This window comes from Teichococcus aerophilus (genome assembly GCF_014490485.1).
Taxonomy (GTDB): Bacteria; Pseudomonadota; Alphaproteobacteria; order Acetobacterales; family Acetobacteraceae; genus Pseudoroseomonas; species Pseudoroseomonas aerophila.
Window position 1 is genome coordinate 109935 of sequence record NZ_JACTVA010000005.1, and the last position, 15448, is coordinate 125382.

The following is a 15448-nucleotide window of genomic DNA, read 5'->3' on the forward strand; positions in this document are numbered from 1 at the left end:
GCCGGCATGCCAGGCGGGCCGGTTGCCGGTCAGCGCATGGATGGCGGGGAGGCGGGCAATCGCGTGGCGCTGCCGCCCCGTGTCCAGGCATCGGCCATCATGGCCAGGGGATCGAGTGTGGAGCGGGTCCTGCCGACCGGGGCGGCGGCACGCAGCACCATTCCCGTACCACCCGCCGTCCAGGCATTGGCCAGATCTTCCCGACGTTGTGCCGCACGGTCAATCTGCGGGGCAGCCGGCGCGCGCCCCGCCCAGGCAGCCAGGACACGCATGCGATAGAGATCCGCGCGGCTCGTGGTCTGTGAGTGATAGTGGCCGGCGGCAACCATCCAGTCCCCCGAGATGGCATGCAGCCGCTTCAGGAAGCCGGCGGCATACCGCGCGTTGGCGAGCGGATCGAACGCCTCGTCCAGCGAGGCGAAGGCATCGGGATGATGGAACAGGTTCACCTGCAGGCAGCCGGTATCAATCAACTTCACGCCCCGCTCCAGCAACTGCCGTGCCGCGGCCACGGCTTCCGGCTGGCTGCCGAAGAACCGGCCCGCACCTTCCGCGTTCAGGGCCCACGGCCAGGAGACCAGGCGGCCCGAAGCCGGATCGGCGCGGCCTGATTCGACGGTGGCAATGGCGCTGAGCAGGTTCGGCGGCAAACGCGCCTCACGCTCCACCACGGCGATGGCTGCCCGGCACAACTCACCCGGCCGCAGCGCTGGCGGCTGCGGGTTCCCCCAGGCGGCGGGCACGGAACTGGCCACAAATGCGCCCGTCAGCAAAAGACCGCGCAACATCAGAAGCGGCGCTCGAATACGGTGACGACATCGCCCGGCTGCAACAGCGAGCGTCGCGTGCCGAGATACTCGCGCGGAACACCTCCGGGATCAGCGCGGGTCACTGAGACGACATCGGTCACCGCGCGGTAGTTGAAACCACCGACAACGGCCACCGCTGAGAGCACGCTCATGCCCGGCTGGTACGGCGTCTGCCCGCCGCGCTCCACCATCCCTAGCACGAAGACCGGCCGGTACTGCGTGACCTCGACCGCGACGGACGGTTCGTTGAACAGGTTTCGCTCCCGTAGCAGCTGTTCCACCGAGCGCTCAAACTGCGTGGTGGTGCGGCCAGCGGCAGGAATGGCGCCCAGTAGCGGCAGCGCGACCGTCCCTGTGTCGGTGATGCGGAACTCACCGGTCAGGCGTGGGTCGTTGAAGACGGTAACGCGCAACTGGTCCCCCGCCCCCAGCGCATAGGCGGCCGGCGTTACCTCCGGCAAAAGCGGCAGGCCCGCACCCGGTGCAGCGCATGCCGAAAGCAGCAACGCGCCGCACAGGACCATGCGTCGCGTCAGGGAGCAGCGTGGAGAGTGGAGCATTCCTGTTCCTTTGCCGAAGCCAGACGATTTGTTCCGGGCCAGATCAGGTCCCGGGCTCACAACGCGAACCGCAGCCGTATCAGGACCTGGTTGCGCCCGTATTCCTGAATGCCGGCCGGCGCGGAGAGGCGTTCGGTATGCTGGAAAGTCCCGATCAGCGTCATGCTGCGGTTCAGCATCCAGCGTGCCTCCAACACGCCGATCGCGTCGGTGACGGTTCCGACATCCTCGGGATAATCGCGACGCTCCACCCTCGTCCCGACCGTGACGATCAGGTTGCGCAGCATCTCGTAATCCAGCGCCGCGCGCGCGGAGGTTCGCGTGTAGCTGACACTGTCCTGGCGGATCGATTCCTCGATGCTGCGCTGGATCGCGACGGTGACGGTCGCCAGCTGCGACGGCGTCAGGACCACCTGCCCTTCGAAGGCCGGGCCGGACAGCGGCTTCAGCCCCGCTTGCTCGTAGTCCCGGCGCCGGTAACCAAGCAGCAGCCTGGCCTGCCACAGACCGTCCACGTCATATTGCGCGCCGCCCTGCACCTCCCAAGTCAACGAGTCTCGCCCGCTTTGGCCGGCACGGTCGTAGCGGATATCCTGCAGCCGGACCACGCCGAGCAAGGCCCGGCCGGGAAGAACGCTGTACTCGGCGTTCAACTCGCCCAAAGCCGACTGATGATCGTTGTTGGACAGCGGGTCACGCACACCGGCGACCGTCACATCCTGATAGCGCAGCCAACGGTAATCCAGCGAAGCCCCCAGTCTTAGCTGGTTGAAGGCGACGGAACCGGCGGCGTGCACGATGTCGGTGTCGTATGGCGCCGGGGTGCGCGTGCCGCTTTGCTGCACGTCCAGATCGTCGACGTCCAGGTGGCTTCGGATATGGTCGTAACGAAGCCGCAGCCAGGACGCGCGGCCAATGTCGTAGCGGCCTGCTACACCAATGGCGTAGTCGTTCCAGTTCAGATTGCTGTCCCGTACATGCTGCCGGGTGATTTGTGTGGCGGTAGCTTCGATGCCGTGCCGCGTCCACATGCTGGCGCCGGTGACCGATAAGGCTTCCTCGGCGAAGCTGCCGGACCGGCGGCGCCCCTGCCCCGGGAGCAGATTGTCGTCATAGCCCACACCACCTTCCAACGATGCATCCAGCCGATAGCCTGGCAGCCGAACGCCCAGTGGATCGAAATCGGGCCGTGGGCGATTGAGGACGGTGACACCGCGTGCTGTCGCCTCCGGGCCAATGAACTGCGCCAGGGCTGCCGACGGCCAGACCACGGCCAGCGTGGCGGCAAGGCCCAGGCAACGCGGAAGCAAAACTCGCGGTGGTCTCGGGCGGTGACGTCGATGATCCGGGCGACAGCACTTCATTGCGAAATCGTAAAATATTATGCCGCACCGCACCAGAGTTCTTTGACGGTTTTTACAAAGTATAGGCGGAGCGTTGTACCGCGAGGGCGGATATAGGTCGGCCCACCACCAGCGCGCCGGCTCGTCGCTTTAGAAGACCAGCATGGCCAATACCAGCCAGAACAGCAACGCAATGATCAATCCCAGAACGATACCAAAGGCAGCGCCTCGGTTTCTCGATCCCATAAGCAGCCTACTTCATCTATATCTGGCGTTGCACGTTATGGCGAAGAACAGGTTGAAAGCCATTCTTCACACCTTCGCTTTCTTCATTGAATGGCAGCCGAACGCTACTCTCCTCCGCTTTGTCACGGTGAAGGTTGCCACTATTCATTTTCGTGTTCAATGGAATTGACCGTAAACGCACTTCAAGCCAAAGCTTAACGAATCGCGGCCAAAGCAGTGTTTGCTCTCACCAGTAAAGACGGCTTCATAGGCTCGGCCTCAACGGGCGCCCTTGCGCAGCAGCACCGCCGGGACTGTCTTGGCCAGGATCTTGAGGTCGGTCCGCAAAGACAGTTGCTGCACGTACAGAGTATCGAGAGCGACGCGTTGCTCGTAGCTGGTATCGCTCCGGCCGCTTACCTGCCACAAGCCGGTGATTCCGGGGCGCACGGAGAGATACGCGGCCGCGTTGGGCCCGTACTGCTCTTCCAACTCGGCATGCACGACGGGCCGGGGGCCAACCAGGCTCATGTCCCCACGCAGAACGTTATAAAGCTGCGGCAGCTCATCGAGGCTCGTGGCCCTCAGGAAGTTTCCTACCAAGGTGACACGGGGGTCCCGATCGAGCTTCCGATGCGTCTTCCACATTTCAGCCGCTCTGGCATCCCGTTCGAGCAATGCCGACAGCGCCTGCTCCGCATTCGGCACCATGCTGCGGAACTTCAGGCAATGGAACACCTTGCCACCCCGTCCGATCCTCGCATGGCCGAACAGCACCTTGCCGCCGTCGCTCCACACCACCAGCGCAATGGCGAGCAGGACCGGGACGAGAATCATCAGCATCGTGCCGGATAGAACGAGATCGAGGATGCGTTTGGAAGCCCGCTTCCAGGAGTAGCGGTCGCGCAGATCCGGGACCAGCAAGGCCGCTTGCAGCAGCGCCTCGCCTCCCGGCGCACGGACACCAGGCGAATTGAAATTCATGTCGCTCACGGGCTCACCTCCTGCAGCAACAAATCCCTTTTGCGTCCGCCCTCAAGCGTGTCGGGCCGCCCCAAGCAGGATCTTGGCCACGACTATGCTGCAACTGCTCACATAGTTTCAATACGATTCGGTAATGTGCCGGATTTTACTTAAGATACTTTAATTCAATCTTTCTGATATTATCACGCGGCCTGACGCCATGTTGAACCGGTGTCTTTCTCAAAGCGTGATTATTGCAAGCTCACGCACACGCATTCCGGAACGTAAGATTTTTCACGGCAGGCGCTTCGAGAAGGCGCGTGATCTCGCCACGCCGCCAGCGGCCTACCCACTCCCTGGCGTGTGAGCCCGCCGCGGTGCAAAGACAACCGGTGGCTTCAGGCGTGGATCAGGCGATGACAGGTTATGCGACCGATGTGTTGGTGCTGGGCTCCGGTTCGGCAGGGCTGACGGCAGCCTTGGCAGCCGCGAAGCGCGGACTCTCTGTGACTGTGCTGGAAAAGACCGATCGGCTGGGCGGCACCACGGCCATGTCCGGCGCCGGTACCTGGATTCCCGCAAACCATCTGGCGGCGGAAGCCGGTATCGACGACAACGCCGAGGATGCACTCGCCTATATCCGCGCCGCCGCGCCTTCGGGCTGGGCGCAAACGGAGGAGTTGCTCTGGCAGGCCTTCGTCCACGCCGCGCCGGAGATGCTGCGCTTCGTCGAAGCCAACACCCCGCTGCGCTTCGCCCTGACCACCGAGCCTGATCCACTCCGCACCCTGCCAGGCGCGAAAGCGCGCGGCCGCATGATGTCGCCTTTGCCCTTGAGCCGCTGGCGGGCGGGGCGGTTCGCCTTCCGAATCCGCAAGTCCACCATCCCGGAGATCTTCACCTATCATGAGGCGGTCACCACCGACCTCTACCACAAGCCCTACCGGACGGTGCTCGAACTGTGGCCGCAATTGCTCTGGCGATTGCTGACCAACACGCGCGGCAAGGGCACCGCGTTGGTCACCGGCCTGTTGCGCGGTTGCCTGGACGCCGGGGTGAAGGTGGTGCTGAACGCGCGTGCCGTCGCGCTGACGCAAGACGAGACCGGCGCCGTGACCGGCGCCGTCGTCGAGCACCAGGGGCGGCCTGAGACCTGGGCAACCCGCGCCGGCGTCGTCATCGCGACCGGCGGCTTCGAATGGGACACCGTGCGGATGCGCCGCCATTTCCCCGGCCCGGTCGACTTTCGCGGTAGCCCGGGCGCGCATGAAGGTGACGGCCAGCGCATGGCCGAGGCCGCCGGCGCCGCGCTCGACCACATGGACCAGGCGACTATCACCCCCGCCATCCCGGTCCGCTACAAGGGCGAGGTTCTGGCACAGCCTGTGCCCTTCCATACCGAGCCCTATGCCATGCTGGTGAACCGCCATGGCGAGCGCTTCACTAATGAGCTCACCTTCAACATCGGCGAGGTACTGGACAGGCGCGATCCGGTGAGTGGCGAGCCCGTGAATCTGCCAGCCTGGGTCATCACCGATTCCCGCATGGTGAGCGAGGTGCCACCGGTCCGCTGGGCCGCCAAGGCTGATCCTGGCTGGATGCGCCAAGCGCCGGACGTGGCCGGGCTGGCAGGGCAAATCGGCGTGCCGCCGGATGCATTGGCGGCCAGCGTCGCTCGCTTCAACGCCTTTGCCACGGCCGGGCTGGACGAGGACTACGCCCGCCCCGCGCGGGCCGATGCCGCTTCGGCCGGCGACAGGCGGCGGCGGGCCGGCATCAAGCCGATCGTCCAGGCGCCCTTTCTGGCCATGCCATTTAGCCGCTCCATCCTTGGCACCAAGGGCGGCGCGCGCACCAACGAACATGCCGAAGTGCTGCGCCCGGACGGCAGTATCATTCCGGGACTCTTCGCCGCCGGCCTGGCCATGGCCAACCCGATCGGCACCCGCAATGTCGGCACCGGCACGACCATCGGCCCCAACATGGCGTGGGGCTATATCGCCGGTCAGCGCCTGGGCCGTCGCAACTGACGAGATCTAAGGAAAAGGACGGGCAAATTCCTTCTTCGCCCTCCTTCCTCAGTCCCCCCTCAGTTCCGCGCCATAATCGCCGTGCTATCCATCAAGTCCGCGTATTTCTGTTGCATGTCGAACAGGTTTGCCTGGTGCGGCCCCATGGCGCGGTCACCAACGCAATCCTGCACGACAATGGTGCGCATGTTGTGGGAGACCGCGTCCACCACGGTCGCCCGCACGCAGCCGGATGTGGTACAGCCCGTCACCAGCAGCGTGTCGGCACGGCGCCATTGCAACCAGCCGGCCAGTTCGGTGCCGAAGAAGCCGGAAGCCTGGCGTTTGCGGATCACCAGTTCGCCCGGCAGTGGCTGTAGCTCTGGCACGATCTGGCTGAGCGGACTCGTCTCGGTCAGTTTCAGCAGGCCTGTGGCCTTGCGGGTAAAGGCACCGGCATCCGCGCCGTCATCGGCATAGACCACGCGGGTATGCACCACGGGCCAGCCGCGCTGCCGCGCATGCGCCAGTAACGGAACGGTGCAGGCAATGGCATCGGTGATGTTGCCGCCACCAAAATGCGCTGGGTCGGTGAAGCCAACGACGAAGTCCACCATGATCAGCGCGGGGCTCTCGCCCATGCCGATGGAGGCGCCCATGCCCTGCCGGCTATAGATATCCAACTCGTTCATGCCATCGGCCCCGCTCAGAACTCGGCCATCAGGGGGCCGAAGCCGTCCATCTGGTCGTGGATGTTGTTGCTGCGCAGCGCGTGCCAGTAGGTCGCGGTGTTGATGGCGATGACGGGCTTGCCAAGCCACAATTCTGCCGCCGCGGCCAGCCGCATCATGGACAGGTTGGTGCCGACCTGCACGATGGCATCGATGTCATCGCCATCCAGTTCCCGCAGCGTATTCCGCAGCGTCTCCGGCGTCACCTCGGCAATAGCGATCCAGGATGGGCACTGCAGGGCCACATCGCGCACAACGCTGAAGCCCATGTCGCCAAAGTAGCGCGAGACCTCGCTGTTCATCGAAGGCCAGTAGGGCGAGAGGACGGCCAACCGCCGGATGCCGCCATGACGGTTCAGCGCCGCCGTACAGGCGTGGCTGCCGACACTGATGCGCAGGCCGGACTCGTCCTCCACCTGCTTCACGAAGCGATCCGCGCCTTTGACGCCGTCGAAGAATGTCACGGCGGACATGCCCATCACCAGATGGTCCGGCTTGCAGGTCATGACGCTGCGGACAGCGTCCAGCGTGTTGCCGGCAATCACCTCTGCACCGGCGCGGAAGCTTTCGTTGCTGATGGCCTGGGCATTCGGCGTGAAGATGCGGCTGTAATGGTTGGTGACACCGCGCGGGCGCAGCGCATCGAAATCCGGCTGGACGATGGTGTTGGTCGACGGACCCAGCACGCCGAACTTGGCGCGCCAGCCTTGAGCGTCTGGCATTCCCGATTCTCTCCTCATGGATGATGAATCCAACCAGGCTTCATCATGGAACTTGATGTGTGGGCATCCTGGCATGCATCCTGCATCCCGCAAAACACCAAAACATCGAGGTCAGCTGATGCGCCCTGCATTTTCGCTTTGTCGCCGCTCGCTGCTTGCGGCGATTCCATCGCTGGCCCTCCCCGGCATCGCCCGTGCGCAAGGTGGATGGCCAGCGCGCACCATCCGATTCGTCAATCCCGGCCCAGCCGGTGGCTCTGGCGATGTCGTCGCCCGCATCGTCATGGAGCGTGTTGGTGCCTTGCTCGGCCAGACCATCATCATCGACAACCGCCCGGGCGCTGGCACCAATATCGGCATGGCGCAGGTGGCGCAGTCAGCACCCGATGGATACACGATGGGCCTGGCATCCATCGCGGCGAACGCGGTCAACCAATGGATCTACAAGACACTGCCCTTTGATCCCGAGCGGGATTTCGCCGCCGTGTCACTAATGGTTCTGATGCCAAATATCATGGTCGTGCCATCATCCTTGCCGGCCGGCAACGTCGCGGAGTTCATTGCCTACGCAAAGCAGCGTCGGTCGATCGACTACGGCTCCGTCGGTGCCGGCTCGTCGCAGCATCTGGCCGGCGTGCAGTTTGCCCTCTCGACGGGGCTGGATATGCAGCATGTGCCTTACACAAACTCCGGGCAGCTCAACAGCGACCTGATCGAAGGCCGCACGACTGTTCTGTTTCAGTCCGTCTCCGCTGTCGCGGAAATGGTACGGGCGGGCCGGATGAAAGCGCTTGCCGTGACCGGCACCCAGCGCCTTTCAGCTTTCCCCGATGTACCGACGCTGGTGGAAGCCGGTGTCGACATCACCTCGACAGGTTGGTTCGGCGTTGTCACCCCGGCGAATGTCCCGGCTCCCATTCTGGATGCTATGCATAAGGCCACCGTTACCGCGATTGCCGATCCTGGCGTCCAGAAGAAGCTGACCGAGCTGGGCGCAATCCCGCGCAGCAGTGAAAGCCGGGATTCGTTTGCGGCATTCATGCAAACGGAAACGCTGAAGTATCGCGACATCATCAAGGCGTCCGGCGCGACCGCCAACTGAAGCCAGGTCCGGGGCATGGCCTGCGCCATGCCCCGTGGCGTTGTCAGGCCACCTCGTCCAAGGCGCGCAGGGAGGCGATCATCGAAGTCCGCATCAGGTAATCCTTGTGTCTGGCGGCATCATCCGCAGTCGCTCGCAGGTCGTCGAGCGACGCACGCCGCACCGCCGGGTCGCGCTGGTTCAGCGTGGCTCGGTTCCGCAAGGCCTGCTGCTGCACGACATCCAGCGCCACCTTGCGGCGCTGCCGTTCATATCGGCCCAGCACGGCCGGGTCGGCCCCTTGCCAGACCCGCGTCAGCTTCTCGGCCAGGTTGAAGGCGTCATGGATGCCGCCATTCATGCCCATGCCACCGAGCGGATTGTTCACATGCGCCGCGTCCCCGGCCAGCAGCACGCGGCCAGTGACGTAGCGCTCCGCCACCCGCTCATTCACCCGGTAGGCGGTGCGATGGCGGATCTCGTAGTCGCCCGCCTTCGGCAGCACCGCCTGCATCCGGGCCTGGATACGCGCGTCGGAGAGCATGACATCCTCCGGCTCCGCCGGATCGGTCGGCAGCAGCAGGCGCCAGACGCTGGTGGTGCGTAGCAGAACGAACCATTCGTCGGGGTCGGAGATATAAGCGATGTTGGTCAGCACGGGCATCACCTCCTGATACTGGAAGGTGGTGGAGCACGTCAGGTAGAGCTCCGGGATGGTCTGCCCTTGGAAGCCGATCTGCATCGCCTTACGCACGGCGCTGCGCGCGCCGTCCGCGCCGATCAGCCAGCTGCCGCGCAGCGATTCCGCGCTGCCATCCTCCCGCTCGATTCGCAGGATCACGCCGTCGGCATCCTGCGTCACGCCGGCCGCGCGGGCATCGTAGACGAAGCGGACATCTGGGTTGGCTGCCAGCCTGTCGCGCAGCAGGCGGGTCAGTCGCCACTGCTCGCATTGCAGCCGGTAGGGGTGTGCCGTCTCATCCCGCAGCAGGCCAAGGTCGAACGTGGCGACGGGACCGTCGCGCCGGTCACGGAACTGCCATTGCGGGCAGATCAGCCCCTGGTCCACCAGAATCTCCGAGACCCCGAAGCGGTCGAGCATATCCAGCGTCGGCGGATGGAACGTGGAAGCCCGCAAGCCGTCCGGCAGGTCCCGCTCGGCCTCGACGACGGTGACTGGAATGCCCGCCTCTGCCAGCGCGGCCGCGGCGACCAGCCCCACCGGTCCGGCGCCGGCGACCAGCACCGGTGCCCGCCCCGCCTGCCTGCTGCCCACCATGGGGGCACCCAGGTCACACGCCATGGTCGTCACTCAGGCCGCCTGCCCTGTTCCGCATGACGTCTACACCATGCGCCGTCCGGAGCCGCCTCAGCCTGGGGGCCGGACAAGCTGCGCAGTGCGTATCTCCAGACCTCTGCTGCGGCCGGTAAGCCGGCCATGGCCGATCATGGCGCTGCATCCGCCTCTCCCCCTGAATAGGTCGAGGTCATTGTGTACAATTATTGGGGCGCGTCACGCACAAAATCCGGGGCGCCTCAAGTTTGGCCCGCCGTGGCTATCCGAACCGCTCCTGTTTGAAGCAGTTATCCACGGCCACTGCCCTTAGTGTGTACAATCAACCGCCCTTGGCCTCGATCTCCGCTACCAGTCTCGCTGGTCTGGTCGAATTCAGGTGGGCGCCCATCATCAGCCCCGCCCATTCGGCGTTGCGGGCCGCCAAGGCCTCGATGATCTCGCGGTGCTGGCGGTTGGAGCGGCCGATATTGATCCATTCCTGCATCCGATACTGCTTGAGCAGCACCAGCGGCACCTGCACCACCCACCCCATCATGCCTTCCAGCCGGCGCGACCCGGCGGCGCGGACGATGGTCATGTGGAAGTCGCGGTTCAGGCCGCTGAAGCGGGCGGTGCCGGCTTCGTCCGGTGTCTCGATGGCCTCCATGGCGTCGGCCAGACGGCGCAGCTCCGCCAATTCCTCGGGCTTGATCCGCTGCGCGGCGCGGCGGGCGGCGAAGCCCTCCAGCATGGCGCGCAGCTGGTACACCTCATGCAGGTCATCGCCCGTGATCTCGGCGACGAAGGTGCCGTAGTTGCGCTCGCTCTCCACCAGCCCGTCCGCCAGCAGGCGGCGCAGCGCGTCCCGCACCGGCGTGCGGCTGACGCCAATCTCCGCCGCCAGCATCTCCTCCCGCAATGGCGAGCCCGGCGGGAAGCTGCCATCCATGATTCGCTGCCGGATGGTCTGATAGGCGCGCTCCGCCGCGTTCGACATGACGGGTCCGTCTCCTCCAACCTCTCCCGGGCTTTGCCGGGGGAAGCGGCCGGAGCACAAGGGGGCTATCGCGGAGCTGCCACCCGTCGCCGCCATCAAGCCCGGCCGTGGGCCCGCATCAGCGATGCGGGCACGTCAGCTTAGAATGGTGCGGCCTCACAGTACGGCGGGGTGCTGGCCGGCATGGCCCTCCGTCGGAAGGTCGCGCCCCACGCGCGGCACCAACAGGATCGCGGCCAGCAGCAGTAGCACGCCGCCGGCACCGAACACGCCCGCCACGCCCCGCATCTCAAAAATCAGCCCACCCAAGGCGGCGCCCGAGGCGATGGCCAGCTGCACCGCCGCCACGATCAGCCCGCCGGCGCTCTCCGCCTCGTCCGGCACGGTTCGCGCCACCCAGGTGGACCAGCCGACCGGCACGGCACCGAACGCCATGCCCCACAGCGCGACCACCGCCGCCTGCAGCGGCAGCCCCACCTGCAGGTGGGCCAGCACCAGCGCCGAGCTGCCGATCAGTACCGGCATCGCGATCAAGGTCAGGCGCAGGCTGCGCTGCAGCAGAAAACCGGCCAGGAAGGTGCCGAATAAATTGGCGACGCCGAAGCCCAGCAGGATCAGGGCCATGCGCTCGATATCCACGCCAGCCGTCAGCTCCAGCATCGGGCGGATATAGGTGAACAGGGCGAAATGCCCGCCGAACACCAGCACGGTGCACAGCATGCCTAGTGCCACGCCCCGCCGCCCCAGCACCATCGCCAGGGTGCGCAGCTTCGCCGTTCCGGTGGGCGCCAGCGGCGGCAACGTCGCGAACTGCGCCAGCAGCCCCACCACGCCGATGGCGGCGGCCAGTAGGAAGACGCTGCGCCACCCGTACATCCCGCCCAGATAGCTCCCCAGCGGCGCCGCCACGATGGTGGCCAGGGACACGCCGCTGAAGATCATGGACAGCGCCCTGGGCACCATCTCCTGCGGCACCAACCGCATCGCCATGGCGGCCGCCATGCTCCAGAAGCCGCCCAGGGCCACCCCCAGCATCACCCGCCCCAGCAGCAGCAAGCCCAGGTTGGGCGCGAACGCCACCAGCAGATTGGACCCGATCAACAGCACCGAGAACGCCATCAGCACCAGCCGCCGGTCGATGCCCCGCGTCGCGGGCGCGGCCAGCAGGCCGGCGGCCAGCGCCACCATCGCCGTCACCGTTACCGCCTGCCCCGCCACGCCTTCCGACACGCCAAGCGTCGCCGCCATCGGCGTCAGCAGGCTGGCCGGCAGGAATTCGGCCGTGACCAGGCCGAACACGCCTAAGGATAGGGAGACGACGGCCGCCCAGGCCGGAGTCTCCCGCGCGCCATCCGGCGCTACGCCTACTCCATCGCTACTCATGACCCATCCTCGCATTGCAACCTGTGTTGCAGCGCAAAGTAAGGTTGAGCTGTCGGACGATCTATGGCATCACGTCCGATATTGTTGACCGAAACGCCGGCGATCACGCCATGACCCAGCCTGCTCCAGACCTGATGAGCGAATTGCTGCTCGGCATGCGGTTGCGCGGAATCCAGTGCCGCCGCATCCAGGTGACGGCGCCGTTCGGCCTGGGCTTCGGCGCTGCGGACCGGCGGGCGCAGTTCCATTTCATCGCCGCGGGCCATGTGGTGCTGCGCAGCGCCAGCGGTGTGCTGCACCCGCTGGAGGCCGGCACCGCTGTGTTCCTGCCGCATGGTGGCGCCCATCAGCTGCTCTCCAGCGCCGAGGCCCAGTGCCGCGACATCGCCAGCTTCAGCTCCGCCCCGCTTTGCGACAATGTCTGCGCCATCACCGCCTGCTGCGACGCACCGGATGCCGGCAGCACCATCATCTTCAGCAGCGCCATGGAGTTCGAACTCGGCGGCATGCAGAGCCTGGTCGCGCTGATGCCGGAGGTGATGCTGGTCAGTACGTTGCTGGACCGCCAGCCGGAATTGCTGCCGATCCTGACTGCCATGGAGAACGAGGCCCGGCTGCAGCGCGTCGGCTTCGCCGGTATCCTTGCCCGGCTGGCGGATGTGGTCTCCGCCACCATCGTGCGTGGTTGGGTGGAATGCGGCTGCGGCGGCGCCTCAGGCCTGGTGGATGCCATTCGCGATCCCAGGCTGGCCCGCACCATCGCCGCGCTGCATCGGGACCCGGGGCGGGACTGGACGGTCGCCGCCCTGGCGGCGGAGATGGGCAGTTCCCGCTCCGTCTTCGCCGAGCGCTTCCAGGCCGTGCTGGGCATCCCGCCGCTGCGCTACATCACGGAGTTGCGGATGCGCCTTGCCGCGCAATGGATCACGCAGGACAAGGTCCCGCTCGACGCCGTCGCGCAGCGCCTGGGCTATACCTCGCTGGCGGCCTTCAGCCGGGCCTTCAAGCGTGTCACCGGGGAGCCGCCCGGGGCGCTGCGCCACCCACGAGCGGCACCTCCGCCCGCCATGGCCGATGGCCCACGCGCGGTGGCCTGAACGGCCCCCGAACGCCAAGATCGCCCCGCCTCCGCCACGAACGGAGCATAAAAAAGGCCCGGCGGATCGCTCCGCCGGGCCGTGTCCGATGCACCAAGCCTGTTATGTATCGCGCAGCCGTCCACCCCAACCCGCGGCGGCGGAGGCCACGAAGGCACCGATCAGCATCGACAGCGCCGTGTAGATGGAGAACTTGGCCGCGGCCTTGCGGGCCTCGTCCACCGCCGTCTTCGCTTTCTCGGCAGCCTCACGCGCACGGGTCACCGTGGCATCCACCCGGCTACGCGCGTCGGCCTGGGAGATCCCGGCGCGGGCGGAGACGAGCTGCGCCAGATAGGCGCGGTCGGCTTCCGGCACATCTCCATTGGCGACACCATTGGCAATGATTCGGCCGGCCTCGGCCGAAGCATCCGCCGCGTTGGCGTTGGCATCCGGTTGCGCCCGACGGAACAGGCTGTCCATGTCGTAGCCTTCAGTCAGCTCGGACATGGCGCCGGCCGCACCCTGCGCCGCACCACCACCCACGCTCGCCGCCGCCTGCACACCGGTACCGATGGCGGACGACGCAGCCGAGGCCAGCAGCCCGACCGTCACCAGCGTCGCCAGCGACCAGGCCAGGAATCCGTGGGCGGTATCGCGGAAGAACGACTCATCCGCGTGGATGCTGCTCCACTTGGTGCGAAGGCGCCCGGCCATGTAGCCACCGACGCCGGAGGAGAACCACTGCACGATGATCAGCCAGATCACCGTCGCCACGCCCAGCGTGGTGGCCGTGTTGCCTTCACCACTCCAGGGCGAGGCGGCGGACAATCCAAGGCCGGAACCCAGGGCGATCAGGATCAGCGTGATCGCCATGGACGCCACGGCGCCACCGATGATGGCGCCCCAGGAAATGGCCGATTGCGTGGCCTCCTGCGTGCTGGCAGCGGCTACGCTACCAACGGGGCTTCTTGCTTCCAGGGGCATGAGGGTCTGTCCCGTGTCTCAGCGCCACAGCAGCGCGAGAAGGATGATCACCGGGATCGGCACCCCAAGCAGCCAAAGCAGAATTCCGCGACCCATGACCCGTCTCCTCTTCCTGGGTATCTGGGTGTAACGCCGCAGATTGTAACAGGTTGCCCGAGGCGTAAGGTCGGCCGTAAGGCCGGCGCCGCCAAGATCGCTCGCCCTGATAAGGGCCATCAGCAGTGGCCGAGCCGCTCGCTGGCGCCCGCCAAAACCATGCGCGGTTTCCAGGTGCCGGAGCCGGGGTTTCCGAAGGCCTTGGGCCCTCGGCAAAAAAGATTTGAGAAAGGCGGCGCCCCTCTCAAACCTCTCCGCCACCCTCCATTGCCTCGCACTCCCGCATGGCGGTCGCCAGCAGCGCCGCCGCCGCCTCCACCGCGATCGGCAGCGACGTATCGGCCCGCGCATACAGCCCTAACTCGCTGAACACCGGCCCACGCTGGTGGTGCAGCGGCACATGCACCAGCTCCCCGCGCTGCAACGCCTGCTCGACGCCGACGCGTGTCATGAAGGCGACACCCATGCCCCGCAGCACCAGTTGCTTCATCATCTCCACCGAGCCGGCCTCAAACTGTCCCCGGTCCGGCAGGCGCGACTGGAAGAACAGCGCGTGCAGCTGGTCGCGATTAGCGAAGTTCAACTTCGGCAGGATCAACGGCTGCTCCAGGCAATCACGCAGAGACACCACGGCGCGGGCCGCCAGCGGCGAGTCCGGCCGCACCACCGCACCCAGCCTGAAGCGCGCCACGGCCAGTTGCCGCAACTCCGCCCGCCGCCGGACCTCGAAGGCCAGGCCAAGATGCACGTCGCCATCCATGATCGCTGCGGGAATCTGCTCCGTTCCCATCACACCGACGCCGAAGGTCAGGCGGGGATAGGCCGCATGCGCCGCCCGCAGCGCCTCCGGCACGATCTGGTGGCACAGCCCTTCCAGTGTCGCCAGCTCGACATGCCCGACCCGAAGGCCCTTGATCGCGTCGAGCTCGGAGGATGCGCGTTCCAGGTCCCGCATCACGGTGGTCACATGGTGTGCCAGCACCTCGCCGGCCGCGGTCAGCTTCAGCCCGGCGGGCAGCCGCTCGAACAGCGGCGCGCAGAGTTCCGCCTCCAGCTTGAGGATCTGCCGATTCACGGCGGAGGACGCGACGTTCAGCCGCCGGGCGCCCTCCCGGATGGAACCGGCGCGGCGCACCGCATCGAAATACTGCAAGGCAGCGGCATGAATCCGCAGCGGCCTGGCCATGGTC

General features: G+C 66.2%; 15 protein-coding genes. 4 read left to right on the forward strand and 11 right to left on the reverse strand.

The genetic code is table 11. From position 1 onward, the window contains the following. Window positions 1-29: 29 nt before the first annotated feature. Genes IBL26_RS04900 through IBL26_RS04910 form a run of 3 tightly spaced genes read right to left on the reverse strand, consistent with a single transcriptional unit; the run spans window position 30 to window position 2679 of the window. Complete coding sequence (locus IBL26_RS04900; protein ID WP_187783342.1) at window positions 30-788, reverse strand: transglycosylase SLT domain-containing protein; 759 nt, start codon at window positions 786-788, stop codon at window positions 30-32. Next, on the reverse strand, window positions 788-1369 hold the full coding sequence (locus IBL26_RS04905; protein ID WP_187783343.1) for a polysaccharide biosynthesis/export family protein: 582 nt from the start codon (window positions 1367-1369) through the stop codon (window positions 788-790). The genes IBL26_RS04900 and IBL26_RS04905 overlap by 1 nt, the downstream gene beginning before the upstream one ends. A gap of 56 nt (window positions 1370-1425) precedes the next feature. After that, window positions 1426-2679, reverse strand: coding sequence for an outer membrane beta-barrel protein (locus IBL26_RS04910; protein ID WP_187783344.1), 1254 nt, complete (start codon window positions 2677-2679; stop codon window positions 1426-1428). A 196-nt stretch (window positions 2680-2875) separates the two neighbouring features. Between IBL26_RS04910 and IBL26_RS04915 the strand changes: the two genes are divergently transcribed. After that, entirely contained in the window at window positions 2876-3127 is a 252-nt protein-coding gene (locus IBL26_RS04915) for a hypothetical protein (RefSeq protein ID WP_187783345.1), read from the forward strand. A gap of 89 nt (window positions 3128-3216) precedes the next feature. Here IBL26_RS04915 and IBL26_RS04920 read toward each other — a convergent pair whose 3' ends face one another. Further along, window positions 3217-3921, reverse strand: a complete 705-nt coding sequence (locus IBL26_RS04920) for a sugar transferase (protein WP_206684144.1) — start codon at window positions 3919-3921, stop codon at window positions 3217-3219. Between the two features lie 395 nt (window positions 3922-4316). Here IBL26_RS04920 and IBL26_RS04925 point away from each other — a divergent pair, with 395 nt between their 5' ends. Beyond that, window positions 4317-5930 (forward strand): FAD-dependent oxidoreductase, encoded by a 1614-nt coding sequence (locus IBL26_RS04925; protein ID WP_187783347.1) that lies wholly within the window; start codon window positions 4317-4319, stop codon window positions 5928-5930. A gap of 59 nt (window positions 5931-5989) precedes the next feature. On the opposite strand, the gene IBL26_RS04930 is transcribed toward IBL26_RS04925, so the two are convergent. Both IBL26_RS04930 and IBL26_RS04935 read right to left on the reverse strand, forming a co-directional pair. Beyond that, a complete protein-coding gene (locus IBL26_RS04930) occupies window positions 5990-6601 on the reverse strand; it encodes an isochorismatase family protein (protein ID WP_187783348.1) in 612 nt (203 codons plus the stop codon). Window positions 6602-6615: 14 nt separating this feature from the next. After that, window positions 6616-7362, reverse strand: a complete 747-nt coding sequence (locus tag IBL26_RS04935; protein WP_187783349.1) for a maleate cis-trans isomerase family protein — start codon at window positions 7360-7362, stop codon at window positions 6616-6618. A 16-nt stretch (window positions 7363-7378) separates the two neighbouring features. On the opposite strand from IBL26_RS04935, the gene IBL26_RS04940 reads away from it, so the two are divergent. Beyond that, a complete protein-coding gene (locus IBL26_RS04940) occupies window positions 7379-8464 on the forward strand; it encodes a Bug family tripartite tricarboxylate transporter substrate binding protein (RefSeq protein WP_187783350.1) in 1086 nt (361 codons plus the stop codon). A 43-nt stretch (window positions 8465-8507) separates the two neighbouring features. Here the strand turns inward: IBL26_RS04940 and IBL26_RS04945 are convergent, their stop codons facing one another. The 3 genes from IBL26_RS04945 to IBL26_RS04955 all read right to left on the reverse strand — a co-directional run bounded on the left by IBL26_RS04945 (window position 8508) and on the right by IBL26_RS04955 (window position 12099). Then, window positions 8508-9746: an FAD-dependent oxidoreductase gene (locus tag IBL26_RS04945; protein ID WP_241749019.1), complete on the reverse strand. Its 1239-nt coding sequence runs from the start codon at window positions 9744-9746 to the stop codon at window positions 8508-8510. A gap of 313 nt (window positions 9747-10059) precedes the next feature. Further along, the gene (locus IBL26_RS04950) at window positions 10060-10716 is read right to left on the reverse strand and encodes a GntR family transcriptional regulator (protein ID WP_187783351.1); all 657 of its coding nucleotides are present in this window, start codon (window positions 10714-10716) and stop codon (window positions 10060-10062) included. Window positions 10717-10872: 156 nt separating this feature from the next. Next, window positions 10873-12099, reverse strand: coding sequence for an MFS transporter (locus tag IBL26_RS04955; RefSeq protein ID WP_187783352.1), 1227 nt, complete (start codon window positions 12097-12099; stop codon window positions 10873-10875). A gap of 110 nt (window positions 12100-12209) precedes the next feature. Here IBL26_RS04955 and IBL26_RS04960 point away from each other — a divergent pair, with 110 nt between their 5' ends. After that, window positions 12210-13196 carry an AraC family transcriptional regulator gene (locus IBL26_RS04960; protein ID WP_187783353.1) on the forward strand — a complete coding sequence of 329 codons (987 nt, stop codon included), beginning with the start codon at window positions 12210-12212 and terminating at the stop codon, window positions 13194-13196. Window positions 13197-13298: 102 nt separating this feature from the next. On the opposite strand, the gene IBL26_RS04965 is transcribed toward IBL26_RS04960, so the two are convergent. Both IBL26_RS04965 and IBL26_RS04970 read right to left on the reverse strand, forming a co-directional pair. Beyond that, entirely contained in the window at window positions 13299-14162 is an 864-nt protein-coding gene (locus tag IBL26_RS04965) for a hypothetical protein (RefSeq protein WP_187783354.1), read from the reverse strand. 340 nt (window positions 14163-14502) lie between these two features. Beyond that, complete coding sequence (locus IBL26_RS04970) at window positions 14503-15444, reverse strand: LysR family transcriptional regulator (RefSeq protein ID WP_187783355.1); 942 nt, start codon at window positions 15442-15444, stop codon at window positions 14503-14505. Window positions 15445-15448: the final 4 nt, after the last annotated feature.

What these genes read in the sequence shown, in the direction of transcription:
- IBL26_RS04900 (WP_187783342.1), bottom strand. Translation starts at nt 788, where the DNA reads ATGTTGCGCGGTCTTTTGCTGACGGGCGCATTTGTGGCCAGTTCCGTG.
- IBL26_RS04905 (WP_187783343.1), bottom strand. Translation starts at nt 1,369, where the DNA reads ATGCTCCACTCTCCACGCTGCTCCCTGACGCGACGCATGGTCCTGTGC.
- IBL26_RS04915 (WP_187783345.1), top strand. Translation starts at nt 2,876, where the DNA reads ATGGCCAATACCAGCCAGAACAGCAACGCAATGATCAATCCCAGAACG.
- IBL26_RS04920 (WP_206684144.1), bottom strand. Translation starts at nt 3,921, where the DNA reads ATGAATTTCAATTCGCCTGGTGTCCGTGCGCCGGGAGGCGAGGCGCTG.
- IBL26_RS04925 (WP_187783347.1), top strand. Translation starts at nt 4,317, where the DNA reads ATGACAGGTTATGCGACCGATGTGTTGGTGCTGGGCTCCGGTTCGGCA.
- IBL26_RS04930 (WP_187783348.1), bottom strand. Translation starts at nt 6,601, where the DNA reads ATGAACGAGTTGGATATCTATAGCCGGCAGGGCATGGGCGCCTCCATC.
- IBL26_RS04935 (WP_187783349.1), bottom strand. Translation starts at nt 7,362, where the DNA reads ATGCCAGACGCTCAAGGCTGGCGCGCCAAGTTCGGCGTGCTGGGTCCG.
- IBL26_RS04940 (WP_187783350.1), top strand. Translation starts at nt 7,379, where the DNA reads ATGGATGATGAATCCAACCAGGCTTCATCATGGAACTTGATGTGTGGG.
- IBL26_RS04945 (WP_241749019.1), bottom strand. Translation starts at nt 9,746, where the DNA reads ATGGCGTGTGACCTGGGTGCCCCCATGGTGGGCAGCAGGCAGGCGGGG.
- IBL26_RS04950 (WP_187783351.1), bottom strand. Translation starts at nt 10,716, where the DNA reads ATGTCGAACGCGGCGGAGCGCGCCTATCAGACCATCCGGCAGCGAATC.
- IBL26_RS04955 (WP_187783352.1), bottom strand. Translation starts at nt 12,099, where the DNA reads ATGAGTAGCGATGGAGTAGGCGTAGCGCCGGATGGCGCGCGGGAGACT.
- IBL26_RS04960 (WP_187783353.1), top strand. Translation starts at nt 12,210, where the DNA reads ATGACCCAGCCTGCTCCAGACCTGATGAGCGAATTGCTGCTCGGCATG.
- IBL26_RS04965 (WP_187783354.1), bottom strand. Translation starts at nt 14,162, where the DNA reads ATGCCCCTGGAAGCAAGAAGCCCCGTTGGTAGCGTAGCCGCTGCCAGC.
- IBL26_RS04970 (WP_187783355.1), bottom strand. Translation starts at nt 15,444, where the DNA reads ATGGCCAGGCCGCTGCGGATTCATGCCGCTGCCTTGCAGTATTTCGAT.